Source organism: Leucogemmata humicola, from assembly GCF_055379415.1.
On the sequence record NZ_AP040875.1, the window covers coordinates 1,436,736 to 1,456,759 of the forward strand.

Below are 20,024 nucleotides of genomic sequence, written 5' to 3' on the forward strand. Positions count from 1 at the left end.
ATACAGCGCCACCTGGTCGTCGCGGAATTTCGGCAGGAGCGGTTGTACGACGAACCGAACGACGATCGCGATGATCGCCAACCGCTAGTCACCAGCCGGCTGAAGCTGGATCTCCGCCTTCTTCTCGCGCGCTAACGCCCTCTCGACCCGCTTGTTGAGCGGATCAAGGTACGTGTACACCACGGGCGTGATGTACAGCGTGATGATCTGCGACAGCGCGAGACCGCCCACGACCGCGATACCGAGCGGACGACGCGATTCTGAGCCCATGCCCGTCGCCATCGCGACCGGAAGCGTGCCGACGAGCGCCGCCATCGTCGTCATCATGATCGGCCGAAAGCGAATGTGCGCCGCGTGTACGATCGACTCGGTCGGCGCTCGCCCTTCAGTGCGTTCAATCTCCAACGCGAAGTCGACCATCATGATCGCGTTCTTCTTCACGATGCCGATCAGCAGAATGATGCCGACGAACGCGAAGACGCTGAGTTGGATGTGAAAAATGTATAGCGCGAGCAGCGCGCCGAGCGCGGCGAAGGGCAGTCCGGACAGGATCGTCAGCGGATGCACGAAGCTCTCGTACAAAACGCCGAGCACCATGTAGATCACGGCGATGGCGAGGATGATCAGGACCATCAACCCAGCTTGCGTCGATTGAAACGCCTGCGCCGTTCCGGAGAACGCCGTCGTGATTCCACTCGGCAGGTTCTGCACGGCGAGTCGCTGCATCTCGGCCGTCGCAGCGCCGAGCGACGCATTCGGTGACAGATTGAACGTGATCGTCACCGAGGGAAGTTGGCCCTGGTGATTCACCGTCACGGGGCCGACACCGCGAGAGAGTTTGGCGACGGCGCGAATCGGGACGAGGCTGCCGTTTGATGACTTGAGAAAAAGCAGCCCGAGCGCCGAGGGGTCCTGCTGGTACTGAGGCAGCAACTCCATGATCACCTGATATTCGTTGCTCGACGTGTATATCGTCGAGACTTGGCGCGAGCCGTAGGCGTCGTAGAGAGAACCCTCGACCAAATCTGCCGTCACGCCGAGCACCGCTGCGCGCCGTCGATCGATGTCGACGTTCACCTGCGGACTGTTGTTCTGCATGTCGCTCGTCACGTCCTGCAATGCGGGCGACGTCAACGCGGCATTGATCAGCTTCTGCGCAGCCGGGTAGAGCACGCTCGCGTCGGACGCCTGCATCGTGAACTGATACAGGCCCTTCGAGACGCGTCCGCCGATCTGAATCGCCGGCGGGAGCGTGACGTAGGCCGTGATTCCCGGTATGTGCGACAGCTTGGGTCGCAGCTCGTTGACGAGATCCATCGCGGACATTCGCGTGCCCAGCGGTTTGAGCGCGAGAACGAGTCGGCCGTTATTGATCGCCGACGAGCCGCCCGTTCCGCCAACGACCGAAATCAGCGCTTGGACATTCGTGTCGCGCTGCACAATGGCGGCGATCGCCTGCTGGCGTCGCACCATATCGTCGTACGATGCGCCCTGCGCGGCCTCGGTGGTGATGTTGATCTGGCCAATGTCCTGGTCGGGAAGGAATCCGGTCGGACTCGCCTTGAACAGGATCACCGTCGCGACCAGCACCAGCGCTGAGAAGATGAGCGCGACTGGCCGATACCGCATTGTCCAGTCGAGTGTCCAACGATACTGATCGAGCAGCCAATCGTAGCCACGCTCGAACAGCATGTAGGCGCGATTGTGCTTCTGATCGGCGTGTCCGCGCAGGAAACGGCTCGACAACATTGGCGTGAACGTCAACGACACGACGCCAGAAACGAGAATCGCTGTCGCAATCACGACGGCAAACTCGCGGAAAAGCCGGCCGACGACGCCGCCCAGAAAGAGCAGGGGAATGAACACCGCCGTGAGCGAGATCGTCATCGACACGATCGTGAAGCCGACCTCGCGTGCGCCGTCGACGGCGGCCACGAGTGGCGGCTTTCCCATCTCGAGATGGCGCACGATGTTCTCGAGCATTACGATTGCGTCGTCGACGACGAACCCGACCGCGAGCGTCAACGCCATGAGCGACAGCGTGTCGAGGCTGTAGCTCAACGCGTACATGATCGGGAACGTGCCGACTACCGAAAGCGGAAGTGCCAAACTCGGAATCAGCGTCGCCCAGAAATTCCGCAAGAACAGGAAGATCACGACGATCACTAGAACGAGCGTAAGCACCAGCGTGCGTTTCACGTCACGCACCGACTCTTCGATGCCGACAGATCGATCGAAGAGGGTGTGAATGACCACGCCGCCAGGCAACTGCGCGCGCATCGAGTCCAGTGTCGCATTCACCGTCTTCGCGATCTCCACCGTATTCGTGTTCGGCTGTCGCTGAATCGCGAGGATGATCGCACGCTGCCCGTTGAACCAGCTCGCGCTCTTGTTGTTCTGTACATCATCCAGCACTCGGCCGAGCGCACCAAGAGTGACCGCGGCGCCATTGCGATAGGCGACGGTCATCGCGCGGAACGCCGCGGCGTCTTCGAGCTGACCGTTGGCTTGCAGCGTGTACGCTGTCGTTGGACCCCAGAGCACACCGGTGGGTTCATTGACGTTCTGATCGTTGATCGCTGTCGCGACTTCGTCGATGCCGATCTGCCGATACGCGAGCGCGGTTGGGTCGAGCTGCGCGCGCACGGCGTATTTCGCGGCGCCGTACACCTGCACTTGTGCCACGCCGTCGATCGTCGAAATGCGCTGGCCGATCAGCGTTTCGCCGACTTCATCGAGGCGCGAGATCGGAACGTTCTCCGACGTCAGCGCGAAGAGTTGAATCGGCGACGCTGCCGGATTCGCTTTCTGATAGGACGGCGGCGTGATGCCGAGCGGGAGCTGTCGCAACGTCTGCGCGATCGCTGCCTGCACGTCCTGCGCGGCCGCGTCGATGTCTCGGCTCAGCGAGAACTGCAGCGTGATCGACGTCGATCCCAAGCTCGACGTCGACGTCATGTTGTCGATGCCGGCGATCGTCGAGAATTGTTTTTCGAGCGGCGTTGCCACCGCCGACGCCATTGTCGTTGGGCTCGCGCCCGGAAGGCTCGCGCTCACACTGATCGTCGGGTAGTCGACGGTCGGGAGGTCGCTGATCGGCAAACGGTCGTAGGCAATGATGCCAAACAGGAGAATGGCGACCATCAGCAGGATGGTCATCACCGGACGGCGAATGAATTGCTCGGAGACGTTCATCGTCGCCTCGGCGCTGGTGCAACGTCGCCGGCGTCCGTCTTGGTCGTGGGGCGTGCGACCGTCGCGGTGTCGCCAAGTGGCGGTAGCAGCGCCACACTCGCTCCGGGAATCACACGCGACTGACCATCAACGATGACGCGCTCGCCGAGTGCGACGCCGCGCGTCACGACGGTGCGTCCGGCAACCTGCTGGCCGATCGTCACGGGGCGCGTTTGCGCAGCACTCTTCGCATCGACGACATAGACGTAGCTGCCCTGTTGACCGGTGAGCACGGCTTCGTTCGGCACCGCGATCACACCGCGGTGCATCGCCAGCTCGACCGTGAGAAAGACAAGCTCCCCCGGCCACAGTCGTCGTCGCGCGTTGGCGAAATTCGCTTTGCCCACCACGGTTCCGGTGAGCGAATCGACTTCGTTATTGAGAAACCTCAGTTCGCCATGCTCGACGTCGCCGCTGCTGTCGCTCGACACGGCCATCACGTCCAGCGGGTGCGCCGCGACGGCGCGTTGCACGGCAGTGAAGTCCTGCGACAGAACGGGAAAGCGAACGAGTACGGGGCTGATCTGATTGATCACGACGATTGGCCCCGACGTCGGGCTGACGTTGTTTCCGCGTCGCACGAGCAACACACCAGTGCGTCCGGAGATCGGCGCGCGAATCGTCGTGAAGCCGACGTTCACTTCAGCGGCACGGAGTGCGGCGCGATCGGCTTGCACCGTTGCTGCTTGCACCTTGGACGCCGCGCGAAACTGATCGGCCTGCGACGCGCTGACGTAGCCCATGTTCAACAATCGTCGGTAGCGCTCGTCGTCCTTCAGCGCCGCCTCGGCCTGCGCTTCGTCTTTTGCGAGCGTCGCGCGCGCCTGATCGGCAAGTGCACTGAGCGCTCGCGCGTCGAGACGGAAGAGCGGCTGACCCTTCTCGACGTAGTCGCCTTCCTTGAAGAGCACGTCCATGAGTGTTGCGCTCACCTGCGCGGTGATGTCGACGGTCTGCACTGGCTCGACGACGCCGGTCGCGACGATCGTCGTCGGCGCGTCGATGCGGACGGCAGCGGCCACGCGCACAGGCGGTGGCGCGGGCGCGCGCTTCGGTGCGGATTCTCGACATCCGGCGAGCGCCGCCCAACTCACGAGGCCGAGTCGCACTATTGTGCGCGTCATCGACGAACCTGCGGCGGACCGAGCGGAAGGTTCGGGCGTCCCGCGGTGTCGAGCGAACCGACGTCGTGCGCCAACTGCGCCAGCGCGGTCTGCCATTCCCACCGCGCCTGGACAAACTGTCCGCGAGCCGTGGCAAGCGCGCTTCGCGCGATCAACACGTCAGTGATCACCCCCACGCCTTCGCGATATCTGCCAATTGCTCCGCTCGACGACTGTTGGGCGCTGGCAATCAGCTCGATCGCCGACTCCATGCGATCGGTGGCCGTGCGCAGGACCGAGTACGACGTAAAGACTTCGAGCGCGATCTGACGCCGCGTCGACTGCACACGAGCCAGGCCCGCCTCGTAGCGTTCCTGCGCGGAACGAACATCGTACGCGCGCGAGTAGCCGTTGAAGATCGGTATCTGGAGACCGAGCTGCAGCGAATAGTTCGTTCCGTTGTTTCCCTGACCCTGAAGGCGACTGGCGAGCCCACCATTCGAGCTCAGTGTCAACGACGGAAATCCGGCCGACCGTGCAACGCGAATCTGCGCCGCCAACGCCTCCGCTTCAGCTCGCGACTCAGCGAGTTCTGGGCGCTCGACGATCGCGCGATTGATGAGTGTGTCGACGCTCGCCGTGATCGACGCGACCGAGTCGGCCGCCAAAATGTTCGGGATCTCGAACTCGACGTTCGCCGGAAAGCCGAGCGCGTTGGCCAGTGTTCCGCGTGCTGTGACGAGGTTGCCCTCGTACGTCGCGAGCTGAAACTTGGCCTGCGCGAGTGCTGTGCGCGTCTGGTAGAGGTCCTCGAGAATGCCGACGCCAACGCGCAGCCGCGCCGAGGCCGCCGATGTGTCGGAGCGCGCTTCGTCGACGCTGGTGACCTGTGCATCTCGCAGCGCGCGCGCCGCGAGAAAAGCGAAAAGCGACGACTCGGCCTGAAGCACGACGTTTCGAATCGTCGCGTTGTGAGTGAGATTCGCGGCGATGGCCGTCTGCTTCGCCGACTCGATCGTGCCGGAGCGACCGCCATGATCGAAGATCAGATAGAAGACGGAAAACCCCGGTGTGATCTGAGCGCGCGTGGACCCACCGCCACTAGCGAAGCCTCCGGTGCTGTCCGTCGTCGCGTTGTTATTGCTATTGTTGCTGTTATTGCTGTTGAATCCGCCAAAGCCACCGAAGCCGCCGTTGCTATTGCTGTAGTTCTGCGTGAGGTTGACGGTCCCGTTGATCGTCGGATAGCGTGCGCCACGCGCTGAGCCATACGCGTCAACGGCCGCGAGCGCATTGGCCCACGATTCCCGTGTCGCTGGGTTGTTGCGCAGCGCGAGATCAACGACGTCGGCGAGCGATAGATGGCGCGCCGAGCCAGCCGTCGCGGAATCCGCTCGCAACGCGTCGGTCGCATTCGGTGCAACTGGTGGATTGCGCGATGGCGCCGGCGTCCGCACGGCAGGCGGTACAACCCACGGCGCCGCGCGGCTCGGTGGTGCCCCCGCCATGTCGTCGATCTTCGGTGTTCCGGGCGTGGCGCACGCAGCAACGGCGAGAACGACAGTTCCAGCCAGCAGCGGTCGCGGTCGCGACCATCGAGATGAAATGCAAACACGCACGGTCATCGGCACCGTGCGTGGAATGCACATCAAGGACCGAGCGCGGCGCAATTCGCCGCTCGGTCGTGGCCGCCGGCCACAAAGAGTTGTGAGTGCTGAGTTCTCTGAGCGCGAGAACTCAGCGACTTACTACCAAATCCTCGCTCTCAGAGCCTCCGGTCGAACCATCGCATCACTGTCCTTGCATCCCCAGGCTGCTTTGAACTCCGGCATGTTCGCGAGCGGTCCGTCGACGCGCCATTTGCCGGGCGCATGCGGATTGGTCTTCAGGTTCTGCAATTCTGTTTCGGGCCGCGAGAGGCCGCGCCAAATCTGCGCCCACGCGAGAAAGAAGCGTTGCTCCGGCGTGAAGCCATCGATCTTCGTGCGCGGCTTGTTGCCGAGCGCTTTCTCCATCGCGAAGTAGGCGACGGTCAGTCCGCCAAGGTCGGCAATGTTTTCGCCGAGCGTCAGCCGTCCATTCACGTGCGACGCGCTGTCGACCACCGTGAAGCCGTTGAACTGATCGACGACGAGCTGCGCCGCGGCCTTGTACTTCGCGGCGTCTTCCGGCGTCCACCAGTCGCGAAGGTTGCCCTTACCGTCGAACTGACGGCCTGAGTCGTCGAAGCCGTGCGTCATTTCGTGGCCGATCACCGCGCCGATCGCACCGTAGTTCACTGCATCGTCGGCATTCGGGTCGAAGAACGGCGGCTGCAGAATGCCGGCGGGGAACTGAATCTGATTCAGTGACGAACTGTACGACGCGTTCACCGTTGGCGGCGTCATGCCCCACTCGGTACGATCCGGTGCCTTGCCCACACGCGACCAACTGCGCGCGGAATTCCACTCGCCAACGACGCGCTGATTCTCATAGTACGAACCCGATTTGATCGCGAGCGTCGAGTAGTCGCGCCACTTGTCGGGATACGCGACTTTGCGAAGGAACGCGTCGAGTTTCGCGACGGCCTGCACTTTCGTCGGCGCGCTCATCCACTCGAGACCCTTGATTCGATCGCGTAGCGCCGAGACGAGGTTGTCGACCATCTTCGACGCGCGAGCTTTGGCCTCAGGAGAGAAGTTGCGCTTCACCCAATCCTGGCCGACGGCTTCGCCTAATGCGGCATTCGTTGCGCTCGCGCATTGCTTGAGTCGCGACTCCTGCTGCTGCACGCCGCTCGTGATCTGCTGCCAGCGAAATGCTTCTTTGCGAAACGCCGAGCTCAACGAGCCCATCGCGCCACTTGTTGCGTGCCAGCGGAGATACGCTTTCCAATCGTCGACTGGCGTCGACGCGATCAGCCCGTCGAGCGATGTAAAGAACGCTGGCGCGCGAACGTTCACATCCGTCACGTTCTTGCCGCCCTGCTGCTGCACATACCTCGGCCAGTTGATGTGCGGCGTGGTCTTACCAAACTCGGCCAGCGTCATCTTGTGATACGTCGCCACTGGATCGCGCATGTCGGCCGGCGGGATCGTGATGTTCGCGATCGCGGTCTCGAGCTTGAGCACGGCGTCCGCGTCAGCCGACGCCTGTGTGCTGCTCTCACCAATCAGCGCGAACGTACGCGCCATGTGCTCGGTGAAGTCGGCGCGACGCTTCTGCGCGCGATCGTTCGTGCCGAGGTAGTCTTCGCGGTTGAGCGTGAGGCCGCCCTGATTGGCCGAGACGATGACCATGAGCGCGTTCTTGGGATCGGTCTGCGGTCCGAGTGAAAAGGGGGCGAGTCCGCCACCACCACCGCGACCGCCGCCGCCAGCACCACGCGCGCCGAACGTCTTCACGACGTCGTCGGTCGTCTTGATCGCGGCGATCGCATCGAGGGTCGGCTTGATGGGCTTGAAGCCAGCCGCTTCCATGGCCGTGGTGTCCATGCACGCCATGTAAAACGTGCCGATCTTCCAGTCGTTGCTTCCGGCCTTCGCCTCGCCGTCGCTTACCAGGTTGGCGTCGTCGATGACGATCTTTTGCACGACCTCCTGGTTCTTGTCGCCGAGCATCCCAAAGCTGCCGAGGTTGGTTTTGTCGGGCGGGATCTTGTTGCGCTTCAGCCAGTTGCCGTTCGCAAACTGATAGAAGTCGGTACAGGCGGCGCAGGTTGTATCGAGATTGGCGCGATCGAGCGGTTTGGCCTTTTGCGCCGCGGCCGCGGACGCCGCCAGCAGGCCGATCAGCGCCGGCAGAGGCAGGCGCGAAATGAAGCGAGAAAGCATAGCAAACTCACGAGTTGAAGACGCGACTTCGGATCCAATCCAAGAAAACCTGTCGCTCCGGCTCGCCACGCGCAAACAAGAATCCCTCGATGGAGGCAGCGGCTCGGGCGCGTGGGTAGACTTGTGTACTCAGTTCGGGAAAACCGCCACCCATTTCGCCAGGCTCAATGTCCCCGTCATCCGCGCGTTGCTCGCATTTCTCGCAGATCAAGGCGATCGAACCGAAGACTCCGACCGGCTGCGAGGAATGCCTGGCGTCCGGCAGCAAATGGGTGCATCTCCGTCTTTGCCTCGAGTGCGGTCACGTTGGCTGCTGCGACAACTCCGCAAACCGACACGCGACGCGACATTTTCACGACACGAAGCACGCGATGATGCGAAGTTTCGAACCCGGTGAAGAGTGGGGTTGGTGTTACATCGACCAGATGTTCTTCGAGCCGATGGATACCTTCGGACTGAAGACCACGCATCACCCTTGACGTTCCTTCCTCGCTCCTTCGAGCTCAGATGGCGACAGAACTAGAAATCGCGTTTCCCACCCTATCGGCGCGCGACATTGATTCACTCCGTCCCGCCGGACATGAACGCGACATCGTAGCGGGCGAGGTGCTCTTCGCCGAAGGCGACCGGGACTTCTGCTTCTTCGTCGTGCTCGAAGGATCGATCGAGATCGTCGAGCACTCGTCAGACGTCGAGCGCGTGGTCGTTGTGCATGGCGTCGGGCAGTTCACGGGTGATGTCGACATGCTCACCGGTCGCGCCGCGATCGTCACTGCGCGGGCCCGTGAGAATGGGCGCGTTTTGCAAATCGGCGCGCGCGATCTGCGTCATGCCGTACAGGGATTGCCCGACCTCGGCGAGACGTGCCTCAAGGCATTTCTCATGCGTCGTACGCTGCTCCTAAGAACGGGTTTCGAAGGCATTCGCATCATCGGTTCGCGCTTCTCGCAAGACGCGCATCGCTTGCGCGACTTCTCGACGCGCAATGCGATTCCATTCACCTGGATCGATCTCGAGCGCGACGAGCACGCGGAAGCGCTGCTCACGCAATTCGGCATTCCCGCGTCGGCAACACCGGTGGTGATGTGTCGCGGCGGCAAGTTTCTCACGAATCCATCGAATGCCACGCTGGCGCACGCGATTGGACTCGAGGCGCACGTCGAGCCGGGAGAAATGTTCGACCTCGTGGTCGTTGGCGCGGGACCAGCGGGGCTCGCGGCGTCGGTGTATGCGGCGAGCGAAGGCCTGCGCACGATCACGCTCGACGGTCTCGCTCCCGGCGGCCAAGCGGGAACGAGTGCACGCATCGAGAACTACCTCGGCTTTCCTACCGGTGTGTCGGGCGCGGATCTGACGGGCAATGCGCTCGTGCAGGCGCAGCGTTTCGGCGCGCGCGTTACCGTACCGGGCAAGGTCACGGGCCTGATGCTCGATGGTGCGCATCGCATCGTTGCACTCGATGACGGCACCGAACTCCGCTCACGCTGCGTGCTCGTCGCGAGCGGTGTGCAGTATCGCCGCCTCGACATTCCGGGCTTCGATCGCTTCGAGTCGGCAGGCGTGTACTACGCGGCTACGGAGATGGAGGCCCGCCTCTGTCGCGACGATGAAGTCGTCGTCGTCGGTGGCGGTAACTCGGCGGGGCAGGCAGTCGCGTTTCTCACGCGCTTCGCCAAGAAGGTGCACCTCGTCGTGCGCGGCTCCGACCTCGGCGCGAGCATGTCGCGCTATCTCGTTGATCGCGTCGAGACAATGCCGAAGGTGGAGATCCATCTCAACTGCCAAGTGAGCGCGCTCGATGGCAACGGTCATCTCAGCGCTGCGGAACTCACATATGGCGACGGAACGAAGCGCACCGTCGCCGCCGGCGCGATTTTCCTGTTCATCGGCGCGGCCGCACACACGGCGTGGCTGAGTGGTTGTGTTGCACTCGACAAGAATGGCTTCGTGCTCACGGGCCCAGAGATTCCCGGCGACAAGCTCGATGCGAATTTGTGGAGCGACGTCAATCGAAGACCGATGCACCTCGAGACGAGTCTGCCTGGCATCTTCGCGGCGGGCGACGTGCGCAGCGGATCGATGAAGCGCGTTGCGTCAGCCGTCGGCGAAGGTGCGATGGCCGTGAGTCTGGTGCATTCGCATCTGAGCTGATTGACTGCTGCGACGGGCTCCATCGGCCGGGATGGAAACGGCTCTGGACACGAATGACCCGAATAAACGACCAATCCAACCGTGTGCAGCTCCGGCGGCGTCACGCCGTGGATGCACATGGTTCGATTCGTTTTGATTCGTAGTATTCGTGTATAAGCCGTGTACGTCTTGTCCCAGTTTCCGACTTGAGTCTTGGGATTCGTCCAATCCGTTAATCCGTGCTGCAGTTACTCCCGTCATCGAAACCTGACCTGGCCACGATGACGAACACAAAAAGCACACGGATTCGCGGATTTGACGAATTTCGCGGATGACTCGCTGAATCGCTAAGGATGCGGATACTCGCGAGCGCGACGCGCAGCCTCGGCGAACGAGCGGCCTTGCGCATAGAACGCGCGGAGCATTCCCACATGCGTGGTGTCGCCATCCGCGACTGCGAAGTAGCCGCCGACCACTTCGCCGGTTCGCCGCTCACGCGCGGCGAAGTCGAGATTCATTTCCTGAATCTCGCCAAAGGCAAGGAGATCGTAGCCGCCAGTTTCATCTCGGATTCGCAGCATGCCGTCGCGCAGCTTGGGCGCCAGGTGATCCTGAACGTATTTGCGGAGCGCCGTAGTGTCAGTGCTGTTGAATGCCTGTAGCCAGACATCGAAAGCGCGCTTTGCCGGCGACGATGCTTGCGACTCCTGCGGCTGGCGCGGTGGAACGCGGATCGGCTCCATCGCGGCGACGATCACGACTGGCAGAACGTCGACGCCCTCAACGGTGAAGGTCGGCGAGTTGCCGTTAGCCATTTCTCGCTGGCTGGTCTCTGCGGCCATGAACCGACAGGCCATGCGGACCAATCCCGGCGAATCGAAGCGCCACGACGAAAGCGCGGAGCGCACGGAACTGTCGAACAGCGCATGCGATGACGAGAGAATCTGAATTGTCGACATTTCGACGAGTCCGTTCGCATTGGTCGAGAATTTCAACGTCACCGTACCCTCGACGCCAGCGGTCTTGAGAGAATCCGGATACCTCGGTGTCGGATTCCCCGGTACTGGCCGCGGATTGCTCGTCGCCACCGGTTGCGCGGTCGGCGGAGTGATGGGCGTCGGCGCCAGAACTTTCGTGACCACTTGAGCGAGCGGCGTCGTGTGCTTGCCCGCGGTGTATGCCGAACTCGAAACAGGGGCGAGCACGACGCGTCGTAGCGGTGTCGCGAGGGCGACCGCGTGCGATCGCGGAAGCGGTTCCGGCCGCGGCATCCATGCGGCCGTCGTGAGAACGACGAGCGCGATCACAGCGAAGGGAAGCGATGCAACGATAGGCCGACGGTGACGCGCGGTAGTCATGGCGTTGATCCTCGCCTCGAGATTCGTCGGGCGTTCAGAGAGGAACGCCGACATCGGAAGTCCGGCCGTGTGGCGCTCGCCGGCAGTGAGCAGCATGAGTCCGTACGAATGCGCGCTCTTCACGGTGCGAATGACACGTGCGTCGCAATCGATCTCGATCGCCAAGCGAAGGCGTCGTGACATCCAGACGATCGCGGCGTTCCACGGAAAGGCCATTTGCAGTAGCACCGCGCCGAACAGAACGCGCGTGTCGCCGGCACGCACGTGCTCGAGCTCGTGTCGGAGGAGTAGATTCCGCGTCGATCGATCCGCGTCGACCGCCCACTGCGGAATCACGATACGCGGCTGCAGTACACCAATGACAGCCGGGCCGGCGTCGCGCGCGACCAATACGCGAACTGCCTCGAGGTCCACCTCTCGCCAGCCGGCGCGGAGCCGTCGTTGGCGTAAAACCGCGAACACAACGAACGCCAACCATCCGAGCGATACCACGAGCCAACTCGGCGCGATCGACCTGTCGAGCAGTCCGTTGATCTGCCGCGCGGTGATCGGCGCGCTGACTAGACGCGACGGATGTTCAGCGAACGTATTCGCTCGCGTGGGCGCCGCGACGCTCAGCGGAGTTGTTGCCGGCGCGATGACAGGTGTTCCAACACGGCCCGTCAGGTGATTGCTCGGCTCCGGACGCAGCGCGATTGCGACACTCGCCAGGGCCGACGCGAGCATTGCCCCGATCCAGATGAAGCGTCGCGGCGCGCCGATGTAGCCAGCGATTCGGTCGATCGCCGATGCCGCCGCAGCGATGAGTGCGGAAGCGAAGATGGACCAGAGAATCCAGACGGTCATGGCTCGTCCCTCCCGTCGTCGACGGCCAGCCGCGCGTCGAGAATTGCGCGAAGATGACGGAGTTTCTTCTGATCGATGTGTCGGTCGCTCACGAGCTGTGCGAGCAGCAGTTCGTGCGATCCGGCGAACATCGTGTCGAGAATTCGCGACAGTGCGCTCTTGCCGGCGACGTCCGGTTCGACGGTGGGAACGTACCGGTGCGCTTTGCCTTCGACGACAGGTTTGACGTACCCCTTCTCGGCAAGCGTGCGAAGGACGGTAAGCACGGTCGTCCGCGCAAAATCGTCGGCCAGCGCCTCACGCACCTCGGCCACTGTCCCCGAGCCGCGTGCCCACAGCACGGCCATGACGTCGAGCTCTCGATCGGTAAACGCGATGCGCAAGGGAATCTCCGACTAGATGTCTAGTCGATTGTATTGTCCTTGGGCAACCGTGTCAACTAGTATTTTAGTCGGCGCAGTCGAGGACGCTCTGCGTAGGGCTCTAGTCGACTCGCGCCAGATCCTCGCCGCGCGTCTCGCGCGAGATGCCGATGCACACGAGCGCCGGCCCGGTCATCGCCGCTGCGTACAGCGATACCGGTATCGTCGAACCGTACACGTTGAGCAGCGCGACTCCGATCAGCGGTGCGACTGCGCCCGAGATCACGGTTGCGAGTTGATAGCCCAGCGAGAAGCCGGTGTATCGCGCCGACGTCGGAAAGAGTTCGACGAAGAACGCCGACATTCCACCGACGATCGTTCCATGGCATAAGCCGCCCACGGCCGCGGCGAACATCAGCGCCGGCACGCTACGCGACGCGAGCGGAAAGAGCGCGAACGCCCATATCGCTGCGCCGATCAAACCCGCTGCGGTGACGACGCGCCGCCCAACACGATCCGAAAGCGCGCCCGTCGCGAAGATCGTGACTATCTCGACGACCGAAGCCACTGCGATCGCGGTCAACGCGAGCTGTCGTGGCTTCTGCAGCATTCGTGTGACATACACGACGAGAAATGTGCTGAAGACATAGAACAGCGCGTTCTCGCCAGCTTTCACGAGCAACACAGTGAACACCGATTGCCAGTGCGCCGCGACCGTCGCTGCGATCGTCGTGTGTGGCGTTCGTCCGCGTCGTTCGGCGTAGGCGCGATATAGCGGCGATTCCTCGACGCGAGTGCGCATCCAAACGCCAACGCCGATCAACAATCCCGAAGCGATGAACGCCAATCGCCAACCCCAGGCAAGGAATGCAACGTCACCCAGCGAGGCGCCGAGCAACCCAAGCGCGCCGGCAGCGAGCAGATTGCCCGCCGCGCCGCCGATCATTGGCCACGCAGTCCAGACCCCTCGTCTCTCGGCCGGCAGACTCTCGGCAACGAGCAGCAATGCGCCGCCGACTTCACCGCCGACCGCGAGTCCCTGCGTGAGTCGCAACGCGACGAGCAGTATGGGCGCCGCGACACCAATTGTTGCATAGCTGGGAATGAGACCGACGGCGACCGTCGCCATTCCCATGAGCACGAGACTCCAGACGAGTGCGCGCTTACGCCCGTACCGATCGCCGAGTACGCCGAAGACGATGCCGCCGAGCGGACGGGTGATGAATCCGACCGCGTACGTCATCAGCGAGAGCAGCACGCCGGTGAGTGGATCGGCGCGCGGAAAGAACGCGCGATCGAAGACCAAGGCGGCTGCCGACGCGAACACAAAGAAGTCGTACCATTCGATAATTGTGCCGATCGAGCTCGAGAGCAGCAGGTTCCGCTTGGTCACGCTCGGCCAGACTCCACGTCGAGCGCTTCGAAGATGGCGGACATGACTTCGTCGATGTCGCCCTCGGTCATGCGATGCACCTGCGTACAGAGACGCAGCGAGAACTTTCCGCGAAGCTTGGTCGACGAGATCAGAAAGCGTCCCGTGGCATTGACGCGTGTGTTGATGCGCTCGTTCAATGCATCGATCGCCGGCTCGTCGAGTGCCGACGGCCGTGCACGAAAGCAGACGACGCCGAATTGCGCGGGCGACAGGACTTCGAAATCCGACCGCGCTCGCACGATCTCTTCAGCATACTCGGCGCGTCGAACGCCGCGGGCGATCGCCTCGCGTATGGCGTCGACGCCGAAGTACTGGACGGATAGCCAGACTTTGAGCGCATGTGACGAGCGAGTGAGCTGTTCACCGAGGTCCGCGAAGTTCACTTCGTGTTCTCGCGCGCGAACGTCGGTGAGATACTCAGGATGAACGCTGAACGCTTCTTCGAGCTTGCGTGGATCGCGAGCGAGCAGACAGCCGCACTCGAACGGCACGAACAACCATTTGTGCGGATCGAGCGTCACCGAGTCGGCGCGTTCGATGCCAGAGAGCGTCGTCGCGCCACGCGGCGTGAGTGCGGCGAAGCCGGCATACGCCGCATCGACGTGCATCCACAGCTTTTCGCGCTCGCATACGTCGGCGACGAGACCGAGCGGATCGACTGCGCCGGTGTTCGTGGTTCCGGCACTCGCAGCAACGAGGAAGGGAACGAGTCCCGCCGAGCGATCGGCGGCAATGGCGTCATTGAGCGCGTCGACGCGCATGCGAAAATCGTCGTCGGTCTCGATCGCGCGGACGTTCGTGCGCGGAATTCCCGCGATCCATGCAGCGCGCTGTACCGACGAATGCGCCTGCTCGGATGTGTAGAGCGTGAGCTGTGACACGAGATCGCCCGACGGATCGGCCGCGTGGCGCGCCGCGACGACGGCAGTGAGCGTCGCGGTGGATCCACCCGATGTCAGCAGGCCACTCGTGCCGGCGGGCATGCCGAGCCATTGCCGAAACCAGTCGAGTACGACGAGCTCGATCTCGTTTGGCCCCGACGCGACCGACCACACGCCAGCGAAGAAGTTGAATCCCGATGCGAGCCAATCTCCTAGCACGGCGGGGAAGGTGGGCGAGCTGGGGATGTATCCCATGAAATGCGGATGCGGCTCGCGCGCGTGATATGGGAACACGCGTTCTTGGAGCGTACTCAAGATCTGCTCGAAGTCGCTGCCTTTCTCCGGCGGCGGCGACGCGATGAGTTGCGTCGCGTCTGCGCGGCTGAGCGAGCGCTGCGCCGGCTGTTCGCGGAGAGTGGCGATGTGCTCCGCAACGAGTTCCGCTACGCGGGTGCCGTGGCGGAGCATTGTGTTGCGGTCGAGGTCGAGATTCGAGGGCTGGTGAGGCATGCGGAGAACGTACTCGGCCGTTGGTTGCGAGAACATGGCGACCGGGCCTCACTGGTTGCGCACTGTACTGCATGGACAGGCATTGGACGAATAGCATCGAATCGAACCAATCAAGGGTTGGTTGAGTCGTGGCACTTCGAGCTGTTGCCAGGCGGTTCGGCTGCGTCGGCTCCTCGGTTGGATTCGTTTCGATTGTTGTGATTCGTGTCCAAGTCATTGCAGTTGCTAACTCTGGCCCCCGCCGGGACTGCCAGGCGACCCAAATCGCTCGACTACGGAAAAAGCAGTTGACAAATCCAGCCCCCGGCCACACACTACTGGAAGACCAGTAGAACGGGTGCCTGATGAACGAGATCTATTTCCCGCCGCGCGAACTCGCGGTCATGAGCGTCCTCTGGCGGCTTGGATCCGCCAGCGTCACCGAAGTGCGTGACGCGCTCGAAGAAGACCTGGCGTACACGTCGGTGCTCTCGGCGCTACAAACGCTCGAGGAAAAGGGCTACGTGCGACACGAGGCCGAAGGTCGTGCGTATCGCTACTTCGCGACCGTCGAAGCGGAACGCGCGGGAGGCAGCGCATTAGCCCGAATTCGCGACGCGATCTTCCATGGATCGGCTGAGCGGATGTTCGCGCAAATGGTGTCCGACAAAAAACTCGGACGCAAAGAGCTCGAGCAGATGCGACAGCTGCTCGCCAAGCGACTGGGAGAAAAGCCATGATCGCCTGGATGCTGTACACGATCGTCGTGAGCACGTTCGTCGTGCTCGGTGCGCGCGCGGTTGAATCGATCGGACGAAGCATTGGCTACCCGGTCCGGTGGATATGGACCGGTGCGTTGCTCCTGCTCGTCGCGCTCACCGCCATCGCGCCCTACCGCGTCGCAAAGCAGCAGGCACCGATGCAAATCATGGCGAAGGTGCGCGAGGTGCCCACTGCACCTGCCATCGTCGCTTCCAGCTGGACGGATGTGATTCAGTCACGCGTCGAAGCCGTGCGTCAAGCATTCAACGCGCGGATCGGTTTCGTGGCGCGTGTGGTCGAACAAAAATTACCGCAACGCACGACGGCATATGCGTTGGGCTCGTGGTCAATCGTCACCGCGACGCTGGTGCTGCTCTTCGCGCTCGTGCAGCTGCGCTTTCGTCGGGCGCGTCGGGGGTGGCCACTCACTGACGTCCAGGGCGTGCGTGTCCGTGTCGCACCGAACATTGGTCCCGTCGTGATCGGCGTTGCCCGGCCGGAGATCGTCGTACCGCACTGGCTCCTCCGTCGCGCGGCGCACGAACAGCGGCTCGTCGTTGCACACGAAGCTGAGCACGTGCGCGCTCGTGACACGCTGCTGCTCGGTGCGGCGTGTGTCGTCGCCGCCCTCATGCCGTGGAATCCCGCCGTGTGGTACATGCTCTCGCGGCTGCGCTTGGCCGTCGAACTGGATTGCGATGCACGCGTGCTTCGGGCCGGTGCTGCTCCGCATTCATATGGCGCGTTGTTGATCGATGTCGCCGAGAACAATTCTGGCTTTCGTTTGGGCGCACCGGCGCTCGCGGATGATTCGTCTCACCTTCATCAGAGGATCCTGGCAATGAACGCAACACGTCCGAAGTTCGCGCTGGTGCGCGGTGGGGTTTTTGGTTCGCTGGCCCTCGTTGCGGTGTTGGCCGCATGTGAGGCGAAGATGCCGACGACCGCAGACATCGACAAAATGGACGCGGCCGCGGCTGAGCGAACGGCGACGAAGATGGCGCTGCTCAGCAAGCAGGGAGACTCCGGGACCGTCTATCTCGTCGACGGCGTTCGCGCCCCAGCGGCGAAGGCGAACGCGATTGCTCCGGCCGACATTGCGAGCATCGAGGTAAAGAAGAGCGATGGCCAGGGTGTGATCAGCATTCGGACCAAAGCGGGCTCGTCGTCACTCGGCGTTGATAGCGTGCGCACGACCGCATTGAAAGAGAAGGAGCACGTCATCCGTCGTCGTGACTCGTCAGCGGTCTCGCTGGAAAAGCTCGGGGAAAAAGCGCCGCTGCTATACGTCGACGGCGTGAAGATGCCGGCTGCGACGATCAAGACGCTGGCACTCGACCCCAAAGCCATCGAGTCGGTCGAAGTGCTCAAGGGCGCCGCGGCGGCGGCATATGTGAATGATCCAGACGCCGCAAACGGCGTCATCGTCATCAAGACCAAGAAGGGATCGAAGTAGCTCACTTTGCTGGGCAGGGAGAGCGGCGCGCCGGTCCCCCGGCGCGCCGTGTTTTTTGGGGGCATCCCGGTACCCTCGCGGGGTAGCGTGACGAGCGGTTAGCTTGGATTAACCGCCTTAATTGTCCCCCAGGAGCCCGCATGACCACGTTCACTCGCCGTGCGCTCTTCGCGCTGGCCGCCATTCTCTCGGCGTCGACCGCATTGCCCGCACAGGGCCGCGGCGGCCGCGATACGGTGCTCGTCAACCGACGCGACTCGCTCGAGAAAGAACTCCAAGCAATCGCCGTCGTCGACCGAAAGGTCATGGTCGCGATGGCTGACGGCACGCGCATTCCATTCGACATCTACCGTCCGAAGAACGCGACGGGAAAGGTGCCGGCGATCTTCGTGCGCACGCCATACAACATGAACTTCTGGGACGTCGCGCTTGGCGCTCCCGCTGACATGTCACAGCAGCTCGACGCCGTGAAGCGCGGTTACGCGTGGGTCGGTGCCAACGAGCGCGGACACTTCTTCTCCGAAGGCAACTACGACATCCTCGGCCCGCCGCTCTCCGACGGCGTCGAAGAAATCAACTGGATCAGCAACCGCCCGTGGTCGAACGGCAAAGTCGGTCTGATCGGATGCTCGTCGACGGCAGAGTGGCAGATGGCGGTCGCTGCGCAGTCGCCGAAGGGACTGGGCACGATCATTCCGCAGGGCTTTGGTGCCGGTGTTGGTCGTGTTGGCCCGTACTACGAGCAGGGTAACTGGTATCGCGGCGGCGCCGTGCAGATGCTGTTCATCGACTGGCTGATGGGCGAACAGAATCAGGTGCGCCCGATGCTGCCGAAGAATGCGACGCAGCAAGATCTCATTCGCGCCGCAAAGTCGTTCGATCTTGCGGAGCATTCGCCGCCGGTCGATTGGGCCAAGAATTTCTGGCACCTACCGTTGAAGGACATGATGAAGGCGGTCGACGGGCCGAAGGGCATCTTCGCCGATTCGATGCCTGGTATCGCCACGGGTGGTGCGATGATTCAGCGTACGCCGAATAGCGCGGCGTGGTACAAGGGCGGTCTGTTCAACGACGGCATGAAGATCAACGTTCCGGGGCTGTGGTTCATGTCGTGGTACGACGTGTCCGTCGGCCCGAACCTCGCGACGTACAATCACGTTCGCAAAACGGCTTCGCCCGACGTCGCGAACAAGCAGTACGCCGTCATTGCACCAACGCTTCACTGCTCGTACACGCGCGCCACCGAGAACACGATCGTCGGCGAACGCAGCATGGGCGACGCACGCTACGACTACGCGGCGCTGACGTACGGCTGGTTCGACATCTTCCTCAAGGGCGACAAGACCAGCAAGCTGCTCGACACGATGCCGAAGGTCCGCTACTACACGATGGGCATGAACAAGTGGCAGTCGAGCGACAGCTGGCCGCCGCGCGGCGCGCAGACGCTCACCTACTACCTCGGCAGCGGCGGCAACGCGAACACGCTCAATGGCGACGGTGTGCTCAGCCTCCAGGCGCCCGCCGCGGACAAGCCAGACAACTTCGTCTACGATCCGATGAAGCCGTTGATGTCGCACGGCGGAAACGTGTGCTGTCAGGCGAATGCACTGAGCGGCGGATCGCTCGATCAGCGCGAGATGGAAGCGCGTCCCGACGTTCTGGTGTATTCGACCGAGCCGCTCAAGGAGGCGATCGAACTGAGCGGACCGATGGAGTTCACGGTGTATCTCTCGTCGGATCGAAAAGACACCGACGTAACCGTGAAGGTGATCGACGTCTACCCTGACGGCAAAGCGTACAACCTCGACGAAACGATTCAGCGCGTGCGGTATCGCGACGGATACGACAAGCCGGCGAAAATGATGGAGCCGGGCAAGGTCTACAAAGTCGCGCTGCAGCCGATGACGACGAGCAACTACTTCCCGGCGGGTCACCGCATCCGTATCGAAGTGTCGAGCTCGAACTTCCCGCGCTTCGATCGCAACTTGAACACGGGCGGCAACAACTTCGACGAGACGGTTGGCTTGGTCGCACACAACACGGTGCACCACTCCAAGGAGTATCCGTCGGAGCTCAAGATCAGTGTGGTAAAGAAGCCAGTCCCCTGAGCTGACCGACCGCTCATGTCCTACGGGACTGTTCGACCACACGCCATC

At 62.7% G+C, this 20,024-nt stretch carries 13 protein-coding genes; 5 read left to right on the forward strand and 8 right to left on the reverse strand.

Going from position 1 to position 20,024, the window contains the following annotated elements; translation table 11 throughout:
• Positions 1-84: 84 nt before the first annotated feature.
• From AC6H4Z_RS05905 to AC6H4Z_RS05920, 4 genes are all read right to left on the reverse strand, one after another.
• The gene (locus AC6H4Z_RS05905) at positions 85-3,195 is read right to left on the reverse strand and encodes an efflux RND transporter permease subunit (protein ID WP_497545813.1); all 3,111 of its coding nucleotides are present in this window, start codon (positions 3,193-3,195) and stop codon (positions 85-87) included.
• Positions 3,192-4,358: an efflux RND transporter periplasmic adaptor subunit gene (locus AC6H4Z_RS05910; RefSeq protein ID WP_497545814.1), complete on the reverse strand. Its 1,167-nt coding sequence runs from the start codon at positions 4,356-4,358 to the stop codon at positions 3,192-3,194. Before AC6H4Z_RS05910 ends, AC6H4Z_RS05905 begins: the two co-directional genes overlap by 4 nt.
• Complete coding sequence (locus AC6H4Z_RS05915; RefSeq protein WP_497545815.1) at positions 4,355-5,962, reverse strand: TolC family protein; 1,608 nt, start codon at positions 5,960-5,962, stop codon at positions 4,355-4,357. The genes AC6H4Z_RS05910 and AC6H4Z_RS05915 overlap by 4 nt, the downstream gene beginning before the upstream one ends.
• Positions 5,963-6,085: 123 nt before the next feature.
• Positions 6,086-8,149, reverse strand: a complete 2,064-nt coding sequence (locus tag AC6H4Z_RS05920; protein ID WP_497545816.1) for a M13 family metallopeptidase — start codon at positions 8,147-8,149, stop codon at positions 6,086-6,088.
• A 167-nt stretch (positions 8,150-8,316) separates the two neighbouring features.
• Here AC6H4Z_RS05920 and AC6H4Z_RS05925 point away from each other — a divergent pair, with 167 nt between their 5' ends.
• Complete coding sequence (locus tag AC6H4Z_RS05925) at positions 8,317-8,628, forward strand: UBP-type zinc finger domain-containing protein (protein WP_497545817.1); 312 nt, start codon at positions 8,317-8,319, stop codon at positions 8,626-8,628.
• 28 nt (positions 8,629-8,656) lie between these two features.
• Positions 8,657-10,300 (forward strand): FAD-dependent oxidoreductase, encoded by a 1,644-nt coding sequence (locus tag AC6H4Z_RS05930; RefSeq protein WP_497545818.1) that lies wholly within the window; start codon positions 8,657-8,659, stop codon positions 10,298-10,300.
• Between the two features lie 326 nt (positions 10,301-10,626).
• On the opposite strand, the gene AC6H4Z_RS05935 is transcribed toward AC6H4Z_RS05930, so the two are convergent.
• From AC6H4Z_RS05935 to AC6H4Z_RS05950, 4 genes are all read right to left on the reverse strand, one after another.
• A complete protein-coding gene (locus tag AC6H4Z_RS05935) occupies positions 10,627-12,483 on the reverse strand; it encodes a TonB family protein (protein ID WP_497545819.1) in 1,857 nt (618 codons plus the stop codon).
• Positions 12,480-12,866: a BlaI/MecI/CopY family transcriptional regulator gene (locus tag AC6H4Z_RS05940; RefSeq protein ID WP_497545820.1), complete on the reverse strand. Its 387-nt coding sequence runs from the start codon at positions 12,864-12,866 to the stop codon at positions 12,480-12,482. The genes AC6H4Z_RS05935 and AC6H4Z_RS05940 overlap by 4 nt, the downstream gene beginning before the upstream one ends.
• Positions 12,867-12,966: 100 nt before the next feature.
• Complete coding sequence (locus AC6H4Z_RS05945) at positions 12,967-14,238, reverse strand: MFS transporter (RefSeq protein WP_497545821.1); 1,272 nt, start codon at positions 14,236-14,238, stop codon at positions 12,967-12,969.
• Complete coding sequence (locus AC6H4Z_RS05950) at positions 14,235-15,671, reverse strand: pyridoxal phosphate-dependent decarboxylase family protein (RefSeq protein ID WP_497545822.1); 1,437 nt, start codon at positions 15,669-15,671, stop codon at positions 14,235-14,237. Before AC6H4Z_RS05950 ends, AC6H4Z_RS05945 begins: the two co-directional genes overlap by 4 nt.
• Before the next feature lie 344 nt (positions 15,672-16,015).
• Here AC6H4Z_RS05950 and AC6H4Z_RS05955 point away from each other — a divergent pair, with 344 nt between their 5' ends.
• From AC6H4Z_RS05955 to AC6H4Z_RS05965, 3 genes are all read left to right on the forward strand, one after another.
• Positions 16,016-16,390, forward strand: a complete 375-nt coding sequence (locus AC6H4Z_RS05955; RefSeq protein WP_497545823.1) for a BlaI/MecI/CopY family transcriptional regulator — start codon at positions 16,016-16,018, stop codon at positions 16,388-16,390.
• Positions 16,387-17,868, forward strand: a complete 1,482-nt coding sequence (locus tag AC6H4Z_RS05960; protein ID WP_497545824.1) for a M56 family metallopeptidase — start codon at positions 16,387-16,389, stop codon at positions 17,866-17,868. The genes AC6H4Z_RS05955 and AC6H4Z_RS05960 overlap by 4 nt, the downstream gene beginning before the upstream one ends.
• A 140-nt stretch (positions 17,869-18,008) precedes the next feature.
• Positions 18,009-19,976, forward strand: a complete 1,968-nt coding sequence (locus AC6H4Z_RS05965; RefSeq protein ID WP_497545825.1) for a CocE/NonD family hydrolase — start codon at positions 18,009-18,011, stop codon at positions 19,974-19,976.
• Positions 19,977-20,024 lie beyond the last annotated feature (48 nt).